The following is a 17,376-nucleotide window of genomic DNA, read 5'->3' on the forward strand; positions in this document are numbered from 1 at the left end:
GCGACCCACCGACAATCCGATGCGCCGCGATTACTGTTGCCGGATGGACGATTTCGACGCCCTCCGCGCCGACGACGGTGACCTGGCGGAACTGCGTGCGGACGTGCGCCGGTTCCTGGCCGAGGACGCGGCCCAGTTCGGCTGGCGACCCGGCGTCGACTGCTGGTTGTCGAAGTGGGACGCCGACTTCAGCGTGCGGTTGGCGCAGGCCGGCTTCGTCGGGCTGACCATCCCGGTCGAGTACGGCGGGCGCGGCCGCAGCCACATGCACCGGTACGTGGTCACCGAGGAACTGCTGGCCCACGGCGCGCCGGTGGCCGCACACTGGATCGCCGACCGGCAGGTCGCCCCCGCCCTCCTCACCTACGGCAGCGAGGAGCAGCGTCGTCGACTGCTGCCCCGAATCGCCTCCGGCACTTTGTATTCCGCGATCGGCATGAGCGAACACGAGGCCGGCTCTGATCTGGCCGCCGTCGCCACCAAGGCCACCCGCACCGAGGACGGCTGGTTGCTCAATGGCAGCAAGGTGTGGACCAGCGGCGCGCACCTTGCACACCAGATCGTGGTGCTGGCCCGCACCAGCCCACTGGACCCGAAGCATCGGCACGCCGGATTCAGTCAGTTCATCGTGCCCACCGACGCCCAGGGCATCACCATCGAGCCGATCGTCCAGATGAACGGCGAACACCATTTCAACGAGGTGCTGTTCGACGACGTCGCTTTGACCGACGCCGACCTGCTCGGCACCGTCGGTGCCGGCTGGCACCAGGTGACCTCCGAGCTTGGCTTCGAGCGCAGCGGACCCGAGCGCTTCCTCTCTACGGCCACACTGCTTTTCGCACTCATCGAGGCGCTGCGGGACGATCCCCGCGCCGACGTCGGCGACCTCGTGGCGCGGCTGATCTCGCTGCGTCAGCTCTCGATCTCGGTCGCCCGGGCACTGACCGCCGGCCAGGACGCCGCCGTGCCTGCCGCGCTGGTGAAAGACCTGGGCACCCGCTTCGAGCAGGACTCCGCGGAGAGCGCCGCGGAGCTCCTGGACCGGTACGACGGCCCCGACCGCCCGCGGCTGCAGGCAATGCTGGACACCGCACGGGTGCACGCCCCGCTGTTCACGCTGCGCGGGGGCACCAATGAGGTGCTGCGCGGCATCGTCGCCAAGAACTGGACCAAACAGGCTGCGGTAAAACAGGATTCGGACGAATTCGCGGAACTGCGCGAACTGTCCGGCCAGATCGGCCGGTCCGCACAGCCCGCCCGCACCCTGCCCTTGACCTTCGACGACGCCCTGTGGCGCACCGCGGAAAGTTCCGGACTGACCCGGTTGAGCAGCGACGAAGACGCCGGTCCGGCCGCGGCCGCCGTCGTGCTGGGGGCGTTCGCGCGCCATGCCGCCGCGGTGCCGATCGCCGAAACCGATGTCCTGGCAACATGGTTGGCCGCCGAGGCCGGCCTGACGGTGCCTGAGTCCGGGCCACTGACGCTGGCGACGGAGCGCGTCGCCACCTGGCCGCAGTGCGGGCCGGTACTGGCAGCCACCCGCGGGCCGGATGCCCTGTACGTCGCACTACTGGATTCGCCGGTGGGCACCGCGAGTGGGCACAATCTCGCCGGGGAGCCGCGGGCCACCATCGAGTTCGACACGGCAGCAACCGATGTCGTCCAGCTGCCGCTTGCCGTCGCCGACGAGTTGACCATCCGCGGCGCCTGGTGCCGCTGCGTACAGATCGTCGGCGCGTTCGACGCCGCCGCCGAACTCACCGTCGCGCACACCGAAACGCGAGTGCAGTTCGGCCGCCCGCTCGCCACCTTCCAGGCGGTTCAACACTCACTGGCCTCGATGCTCGGAGAGATCGAACGGGCCAAGGCCGCAACCGCCCTGGCAGTCACCGCCGCAGCCCAATACGGCTTCGCCGACGCCCGCACGAGCTACGCCACCACAGTGGCCAAGGTCGCGGTGGGTCGCGCCGTCGCTCCGGTGACGACCATCGCCCACCAGCTACACGGCGCCATCGGCACGACCGCGGAACATCCACTGTGGCGTGCAACGATGCGGGCCCGCAGTTGGGCCGACGAATTCGGCAGCACCAGCTGGCACGCCCGCAGGCTCGCAACCCTCACCGCGACGACGGACCCGTGGGATGTGACGGTGGGCCGAATCTGAAAGCGCTTGTGAGCTAAGTCATTGTCCGTACCGAAAGTGCGTTCGGTCCGCTTGTGACGACCGCCATAGCGCTACCCGCGGTCCCGGTAAAAACTCGACAGATGTCGAAATTGAGCGGCGCCCTGGTTGCTGCGCTGACCGTCTCCGCCTTGCCCGTCGCGACCGTCGTCGCCGCGCCCGCGCAGGCCGCCGGCACGTCCCGCCAGACCCTGATGTCGCGGACGTACACCTGCGACCGGCAGCCGATCAACTACATGAAGTTCCGCTTCCCCGCAGTGCCGACCGCCGAGATCAGTTCGGACGGGCGCACTGCCGTCGCCCATGTCGACATGCTCGACGGCGCCCGCAACGCGCAGTACGTGGTTCGGCTGATCCCGGCCCCACATGCCACCCTCGGCTGCCTGCCCGGCGACCCGAGCATCGGCACCGGGACGCTCAGCACCGATGGCTTCGGCAACGGCAACTCGACAGTCCAGCTCTCGGTCGCCCCCGGCACCTCCGGCGTATGGGTTGCGGTCGAACTGCCGGCGCCGCATTCGCAGAGCCCGGCCGAGTTCTACAGCAGCGATTTCGTCGCGTCGGTCTGACCCCGTTAGCCGACGGCAGCCGTCTCCCGGTAGAACAAATACATGTCCTACCGGGAGATCGTGACGTCGCGTCGACTCAAGAGCCGCCAGGCCGCAGTGCTGGCCGCCGCCCTGCTACTGGCCGGTTGCTCAGGCGACAAGCAGCCGGCGCAGCCGACCACCTCGCCAACGAGTACCGCGGCGCAGAGCACGTCGGCTGCCCCCAGCACGCCTGAAGCCGGTGCGCCGCCGTCGCCCACCAGCCGTCAGCTCGACGGCGGGACCTGCCTGCAACTCACCGGCGCGGTGGTGAACCTGATGTCCGGCGCGTCCCCCGAGGACACGAAGGCAGCCGGGGACACCATCAACGATTTCCACCCGCCGGCCGATGTGCAGGCCGCCGTGACGCACTTCGTCAAGACCAACGGCCTGCACAGCAGCGATCCCGACCGCAGCCAATTCAGCCGCACGCTCAACAACTGGGTTGAGCAGCAGTGCCCGGTGCAGCGGTCGGAGAAGAAACCCAAGTAGCGGTCAGCTACCGGTCCACTGCGGGGCGCGCTTCTCCGCGAAGGCCACCGCGCCTTCGCGCGCGTCCTTCGACATGAAGATCGGGCCCAGGATGGCGCCCTGCTTCTCCCACTTCTCCGCGTCGGACCAGTCGGGCGACTCGACGATGATGCGCTTGGTCGCGGCGACCGCGAGCGGGCCGTTGGCGGTGATGCGCTCGGCCAGCGCGAGCGCGGCATCCAGTGCGCCGCCGGGCTCGGTCAGCTCGTTGACCAGGCCCAATTCGTGCGCCCGCGTCGCGGTGAGGTTGTCGCCGGTGAGCGCGAGTTCCATGGCGATGGCGTACGGGATGCGCTGCGGCAGCCGCAGCAGTCCGCCGCCGGCGGCGACCAGACCGCGCTTGACCTCGGGAATCCCGAACGCCGACGCGTTGGAGGCGACGATCAGGTCGGCCGACAGCGCCAGCTCGGTGCCACCCGCCAGCGCGTAACCCTCGACGGCCGCGATCAGCGGCTTGGCCGGCGGGCGCTGGGTCAGACCGAAGCCACGGCTCGAGATGATGTTCTCGCCCTTGGCGAAGGCCTTCAGATCCATGCCGGCACAGAACGAGCCGCCGGCGCCGGTCAGCACGCCGACAGACAGTCCCGGGTCCTCATCGAGACGGTCCGCGGCAGCGGCCAAGCCATTACTGACCGCTGAGTTGACAGCGTTCTTGGCTTGGGGCCGATTGATGGTGATGATCAGTATGCGGTCGCGCTGTTCGACGAGGACGGCATCTTCGCTGGGGGCTTCTTCGGTCACGACGGTGATGCTAGCCACAGGGGATTGGCGTCCGGCGGTCAACCAGTGAATAATCGAAAATTAGAACGCGTTCTAGTTTTTGTCGCAGCCAGAGGAGAAACCGTGGCCAAGCTGCCCGAAATCACCAAGTTCGACCCGGAGCTGACCGAGAAGGTCATGGGGATTCTCCGACCGCTGCTGAAGGTCTATCACCGATCCGAGGTCCGCGGATTGGAGAACATTCCGCTGGGTGGCGCACTCGTGGTGAGCAACCACTCCGGCGGCATGCTGCCCATGGATGTGCCGATCTTCACCTCGCACTTCTACGACAAGTTCGGCTACGACCGTCCCGTCTACACGCTCAGCCACGCCATGCTGATGGTCGGGCCGACCGCCGACTTCTTCAAGAAGACCGGCTACATCCTGGCCAGCCACGAGAACGCCGACGAGGCGCTGCGCTCCGGCGGCCTCGTCGTCGTCTTCCCCGGCGGTGACTACGACGTCTACCGGCCGTCGACCGACGCCAACAAGATCGACTTCGACGGCCGCAAGGGTTACGTGAAGGCCGCGATCAACGCCGGCGTCCCGATCGTGCCGATGGTCGGCATCGGCGGCCAGGAGACGCAACTCTTCCTGACCCGCGGCGAGAAGATCGCCAAGGCCCTCGGCCCCATCGCCCGCGCCGCCCGCGCCAAGGTGGTGCCGCTGTCCATCGGCCTGCCGTTCGGACTGTCCGCCGTGCTGCCGCTCAACCTGCCGCTGCCGTCGAAGATCGTCATGCAGGTGCTGCCGCCCATCGACATCCACGCCGAATTCGGGGAAGAGCCCGACATCGACGCGGTCGACGCGCGCGTCCGTAAGGTCATGCAGGACGCCCTCGACGAACTCGCCGAAGAGCGCCGCTTCCCGGTACTAGGCTGACCGCCCGTGGGTATCACCGACAAGCTGACCGCCACCGCCGGCCTGGTCAACACCATGGTGCGGGCCGGTGTCATCGCCCCGCTCCGTCCCGACAAGTATCTCCGGATCGCCAGCGCCATGGCGCGCGAAAACATGAATGTCACTTCGGGTTTCGCCAGTTCCGCGCAGCGCTGCGGCAACCGGCCGGGCTTGATCGACGAGCTCGGCACCCTGACTTTCGGCGAACTCGACCGGCGCGGCGACGCGTTCGCGGCCGCCCTGCAGATGCTGCCCTCGGCCAAGGTCGTGGGCATCATGGCGCGCAACCACCGCGGCTTCGTCGACGCGCTCATCGGAGCCAACCGCATCGGCGCAGATGTGTTGCTGCTGAACACTTCCTTTGCCGGACCGGCCATGGCCGAGGTGGTGGACCGCGAGAACGTCGACGTCATCATTTACGACGAAGAATTCACGGCTACGGTCGATCGCGCGCTCGAAGGCCGAACCGGCACCACACGAATCGTGGCGTGGACCGACACCGAGGACCACCCGCTGACCGTCGAGTCGCTGATCATCGATCACATGGGGCTGCAGCCGCGGCGCAGCGGCGAGAAGAGCCGGGTGATCCTGCTGACCTCCGGGACCACCGGAACTCCCAAGGGCGCCAAGCATTCCGGCGGTGGCCTGGACGCACTGAAGGCGATCCTCGACCGCACACCGTGGCGTACCGAGGAGACGACGGTGGTCGTGGCGCCGATGTTCCACGCCTGGGGCTTCTCGCAATTGGTGTTCGCGGCGTCGATGGCATGCACCGTCGTCACGCGCCGCAAGTTCGACCCACAGGCCACCCTGGCGCTCGTCGACAAATACCAGGCAACCGGATTGTGTGTTGTCCCAGTGATGTTGGACCGCATCATGGAATTGCCGGACCACATCCGCAATCGCTACAGCGGCCGGTCGCTGCGATTCGCCGCGGCCTCCGGCTCGCGGATGCGGCCCGACGTCGTCATCTCGTTCATGGATCAGTTCGGCGACGTCATCTACAACAACTACAACGCCACCGAAGCCGGCATGATCGCCACCGCGACGCCCGCCGACCTGCGCGCCGCCCCCGACACCGCCGGCCGTCCGGCCGAGGGCACCGAGATCAAGATCCTCGACGCCGACTTCAAGGAGTTGCCGACGGGCGAGGTGGGCACCATCTACGTGCGCAACTCGACGCAGTTCGACGGCTACACCTCCGGTACCACAAAGGATTTCCACGAGGACTACATGTCGTCGGGGGACGTCGGCTATCTGGATGCCGCCGGCCGCCTGTTCGTCGTGGGCCGCGATGACGAGATGATCGTGTCGGGCGGCGAGAACGTCTACCCAATCGAGGTGGAGAAGACGCTGCTGACGCACCCAGAGGTCGCCGAGGCCACGGTGCTGGGTGTCGACGACGAACAGTACGGCCAGCGCCTGGCCGCGTTCGTCGTGCTGGCCGACGGGGCTGCCGCCACCGAGGACGTCCTCAAGCAGCATGTGCGGGACAACCTGGCCAATTACAAAGTGCCGCGGTCGATTACGGTCCTCGCTGAATTGCCGCGAAACAGTACCGGCAAGATCGACCGCCGCGAGCTGAAGGAGCTGTCCAATGGCGCGTAAAGCGCTGACCCTGGTGCGGTCCGTCATCGGACTCGTCAACGCCACCAACGCCGCCAGCCCCCTCATGCGCGCCGGGAACCCCGGCATGGTCACGTTCGCCTACGGCTGGCCGTCCAGCGAGGCCGCCGGCTTCGTGCTCAGTTCCTCGGTGCTGTCCGCGATCCGCCGTGGCCGCCGCGGCGATTTCTCGGGCACCACCGGCCGAATCGCATTGGGCATCACCGTGATCACCTGGGCCATCCTGGGATTCATCGTGGGTCGCAGCCGGAGTTCCCGGCCGGCGTTCGAAGAGCCGCTGCGCGACGTGATCGGCCCGGGCAACCCGGCCGATCCGGGTCTCCCGCGCCTGCCCGGCATCGCGCGCACCTTCCTGTCGCGCCGCAAGTACAACAAGAAGACCGTGAAGTACGGTCCGCACAGCGCCAACCTCGCCGACATCTGGCGCCGCCCCGACCTGCCGCTCGACGGCAAAGCCCCTGTGCTGCTGCAGGTTCCGGGTGGTGGCTGGATGCTCGGCGACCGTCGGCCACAGGCGTACCCGTTGATGGGCACCCTGGCCGACCGCGGCTGGATCTGCGTGTCCATCGGCTACCGCGTCAGCCCGAAGCACCAGTGGCCGGCGCACATCATCGACGTGAAGCAGGCCCTCGCCTGGATCAAGGAGAACATCGCCGACTACGGCGGCGACCCCGACTTCGTCGCGATCAGCGGTGGTTCGGCGGGCGGTCACCTGTCCTCGCTGGCCGCTCTGACCCCTGGAGATCCCCAGTGGCAGCCCGGTTTTGAGGATGCCGACACCTCGGTCGTGGCCGCGGTCCCGGTGTACGGCCGCTACGACTGGTTCAGCTTCGACGGCCCCGGCCGCCCGGAGATGATGCAGGCCCTCGAGCAGATGATCATCAAGAAGCCGTTCGCGACCAACACCCAGGAGTTCCTGGACGCCTCCCCCATCACGCGGATCGGCCCTGACGCCCCACCGTTTTTCGTGCTGCACGGCGCCAACGACACGCTGATCGACGTCCAGGAGGGACGGGATTTCGTGGCCGCGCTGCGCGAGCGCTCGCCGGCACCGGTGGCGTACGCCGAAATCCCCTACGCCCAGCACGCATTCGACGTGTTCGGCTCGGCGCACGGCCGCTACACCGCCGAGGCCATCACCCGGTTCCTGGAGTGGGTCCGGGCCGAGAAGGCCAAGGCCGTTGCCACCGAGGAAGTCGGCTAGCAGCTCCTACGCCAGACGCAGGCGAACGCCGGATGCCATGTGGTGTCTCGGAGGGTGGATGCCGCCACTGTATTGCCATCGGTGGATACCGCTTCGGGATGATGCTTGATCACAATGTGACGCTGAGAGCGTGGTCATGTGAAATGCGTCCATGACGGCGCTGTCAGACTCACGTTGTGTTCAGCACTGCTCGTTGGCATAGCGCCTACCCGCCGCCCAGGACCCACATATTGGTCAGAAGAGCCGCCCATGGTGACCGCTTACCAGCGCGATGGTGAGCAGACAGAGGTGCCCGGAAGGCGCCGTCCTGCTACTGCGCCATGGCGGTCTCGACGACCGTCAGCTCCTCGGAAAGCCCTGCGGCCCTGCGGATTTTCTTGAAGTCCGCGACCATGCCGGCGGTCACCTCGTGGGGGTCGTCGGTGGTGACACCGTCGGCGAGCACCGAGATGTTGAGCTGGTCGACGTAGCTCCACACGGTGATGTTCAGGCCGCTGCCAGCGGTGAGCGGGCCGACCGAGTAGATCTCGGTGACCGTCGCGCCGCCCACCTTGCCGCGTTCCCGCGGCCCGGGGACGTTGGAGATGTTGAGGTTCAACACCTTGTTCTGGCCGTCCTTGTTGGACAGCCGGCGGAACATGGACTCCATCGGCGCCGGCGGCATGTAGGCAGCCCACCGGGCCACCAACTCGGGGCCCACCAACTGGTGGCTCTCCTTGGCCAGTAGGGCAGCCTCACGGGCCTGCTGGACGCGCTGCGCGGCGTCGTCCACGTCGACCGGCAGCGCGATCAGCACGCCACTGAATCGGTTGCCGGAGATGCGATCCGGCGAGAAGTCGTAGCTCATCGGCACCGACGCCAGCAGCGGGTGGTCTGCCTTGCCGTCGTACTTCAGCAGCAGCTCGCGCAACGCGCCCGACGACATGGCAAGCACCAGGTCGTTGATGGTGACACCGAGCTTCTTGCTGGTCTCCTTGACGTCGGCGAGCGCCAAAGTGGCTGTGGCGAAACGCCGCTCCGGTGTGATCACGTGGTTCATGAAGCTCGGGGGCGGCGTGAACGGCCGGGTCAGTTCGGGCGACAGCTTGCGGCTGCTCTTGCGTACCCGCGCCATGCCGTCGGCGGTGTACTTCACGACGCCGGGAAACCGCGCGATCTGCCGGAGGTGGTCCGCGAACGCCGACCGGACGAGCTGACCGCGCGACGGCGCCGGATCGGTCACGTACAGATCGTGGTCCCGCTGCGGACTCTCGGTGATGTCCATACCGAGAGCGAGGAGGTTGGCCGAGGCGACCCCGTCGGCCAGCGCGTGGTGGATCTTGCCGACCACGGCGACCCGCCCGTTGGCCAGGCCTTCGACGAGGTACATCTCCCATAGCGGCCGGCTGCGATCCAGTGGGGTACTGGCGATTTCGCCGATCGCCTCGTCCAGTTCGCGGCGGCCACCGGGGGCGGCCACCCGCCACGGCCGGACGTGGTACTCGAGGTCGACTTCGGCGTGCTCGCGCCACATCGGGTGGTGGAACTTGAACGGGATGTCGACCAGCTGGTAGCCGAACGGGTCCAGCTTGTGCAGACGTTCCCGGAGCACGCGCCGGAACTCGTCGATCCCGAAGGTGCGATCACCCAGGCCGGCAAGGTCGATGACGGCGATCTTGAGGGTGTGCATGTGCACGTTGGGCGTTTCCGAATACAGCAGGAACGCGTCCCACCCACTCAGTCGTTTCACTCGACCTCTCCTGCGCTTCGGGTCAGAACCGCGGCCGGTCGATCGGTCTAGACGACCTCTTCGACACAGTGCTGGTTCTGGTTCCGGCGAACCTCATCGAGGAACAACCCTATGGCAGTGGACATCGAGCCCGTGCGGGCACCGTCCGTCATGTCGAAACCATGTCCGGCGCCGGGCAATTCGATGTAACTGACCGTCGACGCCGACACCGCGCGCAGCTCGTGCACGAAGTCCCGCGCCTGCGCCACCGGGATGACACTGTCGCCGCTGCCGTGAATGACCAGGAACGGCGGCGCATCCCGGTGCACGCGCGCGATGGGCGAGGCCTGCCGGTAGATCTCCGGGTGCTTGTCGATGCGGCGCCTGACCACGACGCGCTCCAGGAAGTCAACGAACTCCTCGCGCTCCTTGGTGGACCGGTCCTCCCAGTCGTAGCGCCCGTAGATGCCCACGACGGCGTCGACCGACGTGTCGGCACCCTCGGGAAGATCGGCCTGCAACTCAGGGTCGTTGGCGGTCAGGCCGGCCAGCGCGGCGAGGTGCCCGCCGGCCGAACCGCCGGAGATCGCGATGAAATTGCGGTCGCCACCGAACTTGTCGACGTTGGCGCGGGCCCAGGCGATCGCGGTCTTGACGTCGGTGATGTGTTGCGGCCAACGGTGATTCGGGGCCACGCGGTAGTCGATGGACAGACAGACCCAGCCCTGCTGGGCCAGGTGGCTCATCAGGGCGTAGCCCTGCAGCAGCCGGCTGCCGTGCACCCAGGCGCCGCCGGGCAGGTAGATCAGCACGGGCGCAGGCGCATTGGGCAGATCGTCGGCGCGCCAGACGTCCAGCAGCTGCGACGGGCTGTCGCCGTAGCGCACCGAGGTGCGGTGCACCTGGCGACGGTGTTCGCGCGCCCGCCAGAACGGCGGCGTGCGCTCCGGCGCGGGCCATTCGATGTCGAGTTCCTTGGGCGGCACGACGCCCGTCAGCGCGGCCCGGACGACCTCGTTGGTGCAGTCCCGCTCGGCCCGGCGGATCTCGGCGACGCTGGGGGTGAAGAGGGCCTTGGAGGTCGACGCCCAGAAGCTGGGCACGTGCCGCATGCCCCAGAGGGTCATCGCGGTGGCGCCGCCGAGCGGCTCGAGACTCTTGCCGATCACCGGCAACGACGCGGCGGCCGTGGCCATGGCCAACAGGTGATCGGAGGGCTTGGCTGCCATGAACCAGCGCAGCCTGGTCGCGAGCGAAGGGCTGTGAACATCATTGTTCGGTCGAGCCGTCATTTCGCGAGCGTACACCGGGCTGACCACGTGATTTCGGGGCCACGGCACATTCACGGTCACGGTTCGGCGACTGTTCGTTTGTGAACTCCATCACAGCTGATCAGGGCCTATTCGGAGCCATCCCGTCGTGCTTACAGTCGAGCGATGGGTACCTCAGCGCTGGCGATCACCGACGACCACAACGACCTCGCGCACTCGGCGACCGGACTGCTGCACCGCCTCGGCAGCCGGGCCGCCGCCCGCGCCACGCTGGAGGGCGGGCCGTCGCATCCGGCCGAATTCTGGACGGCCGCGGCCGATCTGGGGTGGCAGGGCCTGGCCATCCCCGAGGCCTACGGCGGATCGGGTTTCGGCCTGCCCGAGCTGGCGGTGGTGCTGGAGGCTCAGGGCCGCGACCTGTGCCCCGGGCCGTTCCTGCCGACCGTCGCCGCCGCCGTCGTCATCGACCGATGCGGAACCGAACCGACGCGCGCCGCGCTGCTGCCCGGCCTGGCCGACGGCAGCACCGTTGCCGCCCTGGGCTTGTCGGGCCACATTCACATCAGCGGCCACATGGCGTTCGGGGTCAGCCCGACGGTCCTCGGCGCCCCGGATGCCGCACTGCTGGTCCTCGTCGCCGGTGACGACGTCGTGATCGTCGATGCGAACGCCACCGGCGTCACCGTCACCGCGTTGGACTCGGCGGACACCACCCGCAGCGTCGGCTCCGTAAACCTCGACCAGGCCGAGACCATCGCCGTGCTGCGTGGCGCTGCCACCAAGGCGCACACCGCTTTTCGTATTCTCGCCGCGGCCGAGGCGGTCGGGATCAGCTGGGCGGCACTGGAGATGGCGGTCGAGTACGCCAAGGTGCGCGAGCAGTTCGGCCGCACCATCGGCACCTTCCAGGCCGTCAAGCACCACGCCGCGAACATGTTGGTGGCGGCCGAACTCACGACCGCCGCGGCGTGGGACGCGGCGCGCGCCGATGATCTGGACGACGCCTGGTTCGGCGCGGCGGTGGCCGCGACGCAGGCCATCCACAGCCAGGTCTTCAACGCCGAGAACAACATTCAACTGCACGGCGGCATCGGCTTCACCTGGGAGCACGACGCGCATCTGTACCTGCGCCGGGCCCTCACGCTGGCTGCTCTGACCGCGGACGGCGCCGACCCGCCGGCCGATGTGGTCGAAGGGCAGCGCACCGGCCGGGCCCACGGTGCGTCGTTCGCGCTCCCCGAGGAGGCGGCCGAATACCGCGCTGCCGCCCGCGATGCCGTCACCACCCTGCAGTCATTGGCTGACGAGAAGCAACGGGACTTTCTCGTCGACTCCGGCTATTTGGTGCCGCACTGGCCCAAGCCGTGGGGGCGCGACGCGGGGGTCCTGGAGCAGTTGGCCATCGAGGAGGAGTTCCGCGACGTCGAACGCCCCGATATGGGCATCACCGGCTGGGTGACGCTGACCATCGCCCAGGCCGGCACCGACGACCAGCGCGAGCGGTGGGTCTACCCGGTGCTGCGCGGCGAGATCATGTGGTGCCAGTTGTTCTCGGAACCCGAAGCCGGCTCCGACGCCGCGGCCGTGCGCACCAGCGCCAAGAAGGTCGACGGTGGCTGGCTCGTGACCGGCCAGAAGGTGTGGACCAGCCTGGCCCAGTACTGCCAGTGGGGCCTGGCCACCGTGCGCACCGATCCCGACGCACCGAAGCACGCCGGTGTCACGATGATGGCGGTCGACATGAAAGCCCCCGGCGTGACCGTCAACCCCCTCAAGGGGCTGACCGGCAATGCTCACTTCAACGAGGTGTTCTTCGACGAGGTGTTCGTGCCGGACACCGACGTGATCGGTGACGTCAACAAGGGCTGGCTGGTGGCCCGCGCGACGCTGGGCAACGAGCGGCTGTCCATCGGCGGCGGATCCGGTGCGCAATCCGGCTTCAGCGCCGACGACCTGATCGCCCTGCTCGACGCTGCCCCGCCACACCTGGCCGACGGGCTGCGCGACCGGGCCGGTGCGGTGATCGCCGAGGGACACACCCTGCGCCTGTTGAATCTGCGGCGGATCAGCCGGGCCATCGCGGGCACCGGCCCGGGCCCCGAGGGCAATGTCACGAAACTGGTGGTCGCCGAGCAGGGACAGCGCCAGACCGAGCTGGGCATGAAGCTGGCCGGCCCCGCGGCCGTCACCGGGCAAACTCCGGCGCTCACCCAGGCCTACCTGGGCTACCGCGCCATGACCATCGCCGGCGGTACCTCGGAGATCACCCGGAACACCATCGCCGAGCGGATTCTCGGACTGCCCCGAGACCCTTTGCTCAAGTAGGTCGCGACACATCACGAGACGGCCCCGACTCGGTAGAGATCGACCCGCCAAGCTGCGCCAATCGGCCAAATGTGTCACGATCTAGACCGATGAGTCTGCAATCGGTCAAGTCTTGGGCGTCACGTCGCGCTTTGCTGGCGGCTTTGCTGTGCGCTCAATTGATCGCCGGGGTGGTGACGGTGGTCGCCGTCGGCTCCTCCTCCGGCGCCACGACCGACGATGACCACACCGACGCTGTCTTCCGCAGCGCACATGCCGGCAGCTGCCTGACCTGGCAACCTGAGCCACCGCAACGTCCCGCATTCGTGCAGTGCAGCACCCCGCACTTGTTCGAGGTCGTCACCTCCGTCGATGGCGAAGGCGATCAGGAATCGTGCGCGGTGTCGGGCCGCCGGTACCTCGGCACGCACTACGACCCGAACGGCCGGTTCGCTTACGGACTGCTGCGCTCGGTCGGCTCGCAGAATCCCGGCGGCCGCGTCTCCCTGTGCGGCTTGCAGCTCCCCGGGCCCAACGGCCAGCAGCTGCCGTTCCGCGGTCTGGTCGCCGAACAGGACCAGTCCCGGGTGTGGGAACCGGGCACCTGCCTCGGTGCCGACATGAAGGGCGGGCAGACGGGCCTGGTGCCCGTGGACTGCGCTGAGGCGCACTCCGTCGAGGTTGTCGGCCACATCGACCTCGGCGCGCACTTCCACGACGGCGCAACGCCGTCGGACGCCGAGCAGGAGGCGATCCTGGGCCCTGCCTGTGTCACGATGGCCGCCGCGTACCTGGCGCCGAAGACGCTGTCCGCCACCGACTTGACGCTGAACCACCGCCCGATCGGCCCGGCCAGCTGGATCGCCGGCAGCCGCCAGGTGCTGTGTTCGTTGGCTCCTCGGACGCCGGGCCCCATGACCGGCAGCATCAAGGCTCCTGGCGTCGTGCCGACACCCGCACCGATTCCGGTGGCCCCGCGCCCGGTGGCGCCACCGCCGCCCGTCACGACGGCCACCACCGTCGCCCCGACGACCGACGCCCCGGCCACTGTCGCGGCCGTCGCCCCCAGCCCGGTGGCACCCTCGTCGACGGCACCGTCGTCGGTGGCGTCTCAGGCCGCCGAGGTGCCGGCCGCGGCCGTCACCGAAACCACGGCGCCGCCGGCCGCCCCGGCCTCACCCGTCGACAATCCCGCGCACCCGCCGCAGGCTCCCCCGGTCGAACCCGCAGCCCCCGCCGAGCCCCCGGCGCCCTCACACGTCCTCGAGCTCCCCGGCATGGCCCCGATCACCCTGCCCTGGGCGCCGCCGCCGCTGTAGCGCTCGCGGCGGCTACCGGACCGCAGCCTCCAGGTCCGCCAGGGAATCCTCGAGGTGGCCGAGCAGCCGCTGCAGATGCGGCACGCTGTGCCGGCAACCGACCAGCCCGAAGTCGAGGTTCCCGCCGTTGTTGACGAGCGTGATGTTCAGCGCCTGGCCATCCAGGGCGATCGACAGCGGGTAGTTGCCGTCCAGCCGGGCGCCCTTCCAGTACATCGGCTGGCGTGGCCCCGGCACGTTCGAGATGACGAGGTTGAACGGCGGCGGCGTCGCGTCGATGAAACCGGGCACGGTGGACAGCGCGATCGGGGACAGCAGCAGCGCCGACAGGGCCATGGACTCCGTCTTCGACAGCCCGGCGAACACCTGCTTGTTGCCGCGCATCGAGTCGGAGATGGCCTGCAGCCGGGCCGCCGGGTCCTTGATATCGGTGGCCAGGTTGCACAGGATGGCGCCCACCTGGTTGCCGCCGGCATCGGCGTCGGCCTCCGAGCGCAGGCTCACCGGGACCATGGCGATCAGCGGTGCGTCGGGCAGGGCGCTCTGTTCGAGCAGGTAGCCGCGCAACGCTCCCGAGCACATGGCGAGCACGACGTCGTTGACAGTGACGCCGCCCGCGGCCTGCTTGACGGCCTTGATGCGGTCGATGGACCAGGACTGCGCCGCCACCCGTCGGGCACCGCCGATCTTGACGTTGAACATGGTCTTCGGTGCGCTGAAAGTCCGGGTCAGGTTCTCCTCCAACAGCACTGCGCGCGCCACCTTGAACGCGGACGGCGCCAGACCGGCCGCGGCGCCGACCGTCTCCAACGCCGAGCCCACCAACGACGGACTCTGCTTCGGCGCGCGCTTGCGCGACGGCAGGTCCCACGGCACCCGGACGTCCGTCTCGGCCGGATCGGCGGACAGCGTGCGCATCGTCATCCGCAGCGCGGACACTCCGTCGAGCAGCGCGTGGTGCACCTTCGAGTAGACGGCGAACCGGCCGTCCTCCAGCCCCTCGACCAAGTAGGTCTCCCAGAGCGGGCGGTGCCGGTCCAGCAGGCTGGTGTGCAGCCGCCCGCAGAGGTCGAGCAGTTCACGAACGCGTCCCGGCGTGGGCAGCGCCGAGCGGCGGAGGTGGTAGTCGACGTCGATCTCGTCGTCATAGGCCCAGCCGAAGCTGGCGATGCCGCCGAGGATCCGCGCCGGGCGCTTGCGGTAGGTGGGGTTGAAGTTGGTGTGCGCCAACATGTCCCGATAGAGGTCGGAGACGAACTCCGGCCCGGCGCCGTCGGGCGGGGTGAACAGTTGCAGGCCGCCGACATGCATCGGATGCTCGCGCGATTCACCGAGCAGGAACATGGCATCGGTTGGCGACATGATCTCCACCCGCCAAGTAAACCGCGATTCGGCGGGCAGTGACCAGGTCAACGCGTCAGGGTTGACGTTCTCCCGGCGGCGGCGGATTGGCGACCACCGGGAACTGCCCGGTGAAGCCCTGCCGTTGCTTGGCGATCTCGTGCACCCGGCCGCGCACCGCGAACCAGCCGGCGATGAGCATCGGGATGATGATCACCAACGACGCGACGGTCCAGGTACCGACCGGCTTGTCGAATGCCATCAGCACCAGCACGCCGGCCAGGAAGACCAGCGTCAGGTAGCCCGTGTAGGGCGCGCCCCACATCCGGAACGACGGCCTCTCGATCTCGCCTCGCTGCGACCAGCTGAACAGCCGCAGCTGGCAGATCACGATGGTGGCCCACGATGCGATGATGCCGAGGGCCGCCATGTTGAGCACGATCTCGAACGCCTGCGCGGGCACTACGCCGTTGAGGATGACGCCGAGCAACCCGATGCTCGCGGTCAGACAGATACCGCCATAGGGCACACCGCGATTGGACATGACTCCGGTGAACTTCGGCGCACTGCCGTTCATCGACATGGAGCGCAGGATGCGGCCGGTGGAGTACAGGCCCGCGTTCAAGCTGGAGAACGCTGCGGTGAGCACGACGACGTTCATGACGGTGCCGGCGCCCTCGAAACCGATCTTGGAGAAGAACGTGACGAACGGGCTCTCGCCGGCCTTGTAGGCGGTGTACGGCAGCAGCAGCCCGAGCAGCACCAGCGAGCCGACGTAGAACAGCGCGATACGGAAGATCACCGTGTTGATGGCCCGCGGCATGACCTTCTCCGGCTCGGCCGTCTCACCGGCCGCGGTGCCGACGAGTTCGACTGACGCGTAGGCGAAAACCACGCCCGACATGACCACGACCAGCGGCAGCAACCCGGTCGGGAACAGCCCGCCGCTGTGCTCGATGACGGACACGCCCGTCGTCTGCCCTTCGATCTTGAACCGTCCGGCCAGGAACACGGTGCCGACGACCAGGAACGTCACCAGCGCAACGACTTTGATGAGGGCGGCCCAGAATTCGAGCTCGCCGAACAGCGTCACCGAGATCAGGTTCATGCCCATGACGATGGCCAGCGCGATGAGGGCGATCAGCCACTGCGGGACGGCACCGAACGCCGACCAGTAGTGGAAGTAGGTGGCGATGGCCGTCGAGTCGACGATCGACGTCATGGCCCAGTTCAGGAAGTACATCCAGCCGGCGACGTAAGCGGCCTTCTCACCGAAGAATTCGCGCGCATAGGAGACGAACGAGCCCGACGACGGACGGTGCAGCACCAGTTCGCCGAGCGCCCGCAGAATGAAGAACACGAATATGCCGCACACGGCGTACGCCAGGAACAACCCGGGGCCGGCGTTGTGCAGGCGCCCACCGGCGCCCAGGAACAGGCCGGTGCCGATGGCGCCGCCGATGGCGATCATCTGTAGTTGTCGCCGTTTGAGGGTCTTGTGGTAACCCGCGTCTTCGGCGGTCAGTCCGGGTGGCTCTACATGCGTATGCGGCGTGGAAGTCACAGCGATTCAGTGAACACCCCCTTGCGACCGAGCGCAGCCGAACCGGTTTCCTGTGTGTGAACTCCGGCGTGTTCACGCCG

General features: G+C 68.2%; 12 protein-coding genes and 2 pseudogenes. 9 read left to right on the top strand and 5 right to left on the bottom strand.

All coding sequences use genetic code 11. From position 1 onward, the window contains the following. Positions 1–43: 43 nt before the first annotated feature. The 4 genes and pseudogenes from EB75_RS29855 to EB75_RS06275 all read left to right on the top strand — a co-directional run. A pseudogene (locus EB75_RS29855) lies at positions 44–1,162 on the top strand (acyl-CoA dehydrogenase family protein); the annotation flags it as partial. 552 nt (positions 1,163–1,714) lie between these two features. Further along, positions 1,715–2,164, top strand: a pseudogene (locus tag EB75_RS29860) (acyl-CoA dehydrogenase family protein); the annotation flags it as partial. 101 nt (positions 2,165–2,265) lie between these two features. Further along, the gene (locus tag EB75_RS06270) at positions 2,266–2,751 is read left to right on the top strand and encodes a hypothetical protein (RefSeq protein WP_073694602.1); all 486 of its coding nucleotides are present in this window, start codon (positions 2,266–2,268) and stop codon (positions 2,749–2,751) included. Positions 2,752–2,793: 42 nt separating this feature from the next. After that, positions 2,794–3,261: a hypothetical protein gene (locus EB75_RS06275; protein WP_073694603.1), complete on the top strand. Its 468-nt coding sequence runs from the start codon at positions 2,794–2,796 to the stop codon at positions 3,259–3,261. A gap of 3 nt (positions 3,262–3,264) precedes the next feature. Here EB75_RS06275 and EB75_RS06280 read toward each other — a convergent pair whose 3' ends face one another. After that, positions 3,265–4,041 carry a crotonase/enoyl-CoA hydratase family protein gene (locus EB75_RS06280; protein ID WP_073694656.1) on the bottom strand — a complete coding sequence of 259 codons (777 nt, stop codon included), beginning with the start codon at positions 4,039–4,041 and terminating at the stop codon, positions 3,265–3,267. A 156-nt stretch (positions 4,042–4,197) separates the two neighbouring features. Here EB75_RS06280 and EB75_RS06285 point away from each other — a divergent pair, with 156 nt between their 5' ends. From EB75_RS06285 to EB75_RS06295, 3 genes are read left to right on the top strand one after another with little or no spacing between them, the layout of a single operon-like run. Continuing rightward, positions 4,198–4,941: a lysophospholipid acyltransferase family protein gene (locus EB75_RS06285; protein ID WP_286150100.1), complete on the top strand. Its 744-nt coding sequence runs from the start codon at positions 4,198–4,200 to the stop codon at positions 4,939–4,941. Positions 4,942–4,965: 24 nt separating this feature from the next. After that, positions 4,966–6,567: an acyl-CoA ligase FadD12 gene (fadD12, locus tag EB75_RS06290; RefSeq protein WP_286150101.1), complete on the top strand. Its 1,602-nt coding sequence runs from the start codon at positions 4,966–4,968 to the stop codon at positions 6,565–6,567. Further along, entirely contained in the window at positions 6,557–7,789 is a 1,233-nt protein-coding gene (locus tag EB75_RS06295) for an alpha/beta hydrolase (RefSeq protein WP_073694606.1), read from the top strand. The genes fadD12 and EB75_RS06295 overlap by 11 nt, the downstream gene beginning before the upstream one ends. 310 nt (positions 7,790–8,099) lie before the next feature. Here the strand turns inward: EB75_RS06295 and EB75_RS06300 are convergent, their stop codons facing one another. Together EB75_RS06300 and EB75_RS06305 are read right to left on the bottom strand one after the other, a co-directional pair. Then, positions 8,100–9,518: a WS/DGAT/MGAT family O-acyltransferase gene (locus EB75_RS06300; protein ID WP_073694607.1), complete on the bottom strand. Its 1,419-nt coding sequence runs from the start codon at positions 9,516–9,518 to the stop codon at positions 8,100–8,102. A 47-nt stretch (positions 9,519–9,565) separates the two neighbouring features. Then, positions 9,566–10,789 (bottom strand): alpha/beta hydrolase, encoded by a 1,224-nt coding sequence (locus EB75_RS06305; RefSeq protein ID WP_073694657.1) that lies wholly within the window; start codon positions 10,787–10,789, stop codon positions 9,566–9,568. Between the two features lie 144 nt (positions 10,790–10,933). On the opposite strand from EB75_RS06305, the gene EB75_RS06310 reads away from it, so the two are divergent. Together EB75_RS06310 and EB75_RS06315 are read left to right on the top strand one after the other, a co-directional pair. Beyond that, on the top strand, positions 10,934–13,093 hold the full coding sequence (locus EB75_RS06310; RefSeq protein ID WP_073694608.1) for an acyl-CoA dehydrogenase family protein: 2,160 nt from the start codon (positions 10,934–10,936) through the stop codon (positions 13,091–13,093). An 89-nt stretch (positions 13,094–13,182) separates the two neighbouring features. Further along, a complete protein-coding gene (locus tag EB75_RS06315) occupies positions 13,183–14,391 on the top strand; it encodes a septum formation family protein (RefSeq protein WP_083612022.1) in 1,209 nt (402 codons plus the stop codon). Positions 14,392–14,403: 12 nt separating this feature from the next. On the opposite strand, the gene EB75_RS06320 is transcribed toward EB75_RS06315, so the two are convergent. Together EB75_RS06320 and EB75_RS06325 are read right to left on the bottom strand one after the other, a co-directional pair. Beyond that, entirely contained in the window at positions 14,404–15,762 is a 1,359-nt protein-coding gene (locus tag EB75_RS06320) for a WS/DGAT/MGAT family O-acyltransferase (protein WP_073694610.1), read from the bottom strand. A 46-nt stretch (positions 15,763–15,808) separates the two neighbouring features. Next, positions 15,809–17,296, bottom strand: a complete 1,488-nt coding sequence (locus tag EB75_RS06325; protein WP_073694611.1) for an amino acid permease — start codon at positions 17,294–17,296, stop codon at positions 15,809–15,811. Between the last annotated feature and the right edge of the window lie 80 nt (positions 17,297–17,376).

The sequence above is a fragment of the Mycobacterium sp. ST-F2 genome (assembly GCF_001905655.1).
GTDB lineage: Bacteria > Actinomycetota > Actinomycetes > Mycobacteriales > Mycobacteriaceae > Mycobacterium.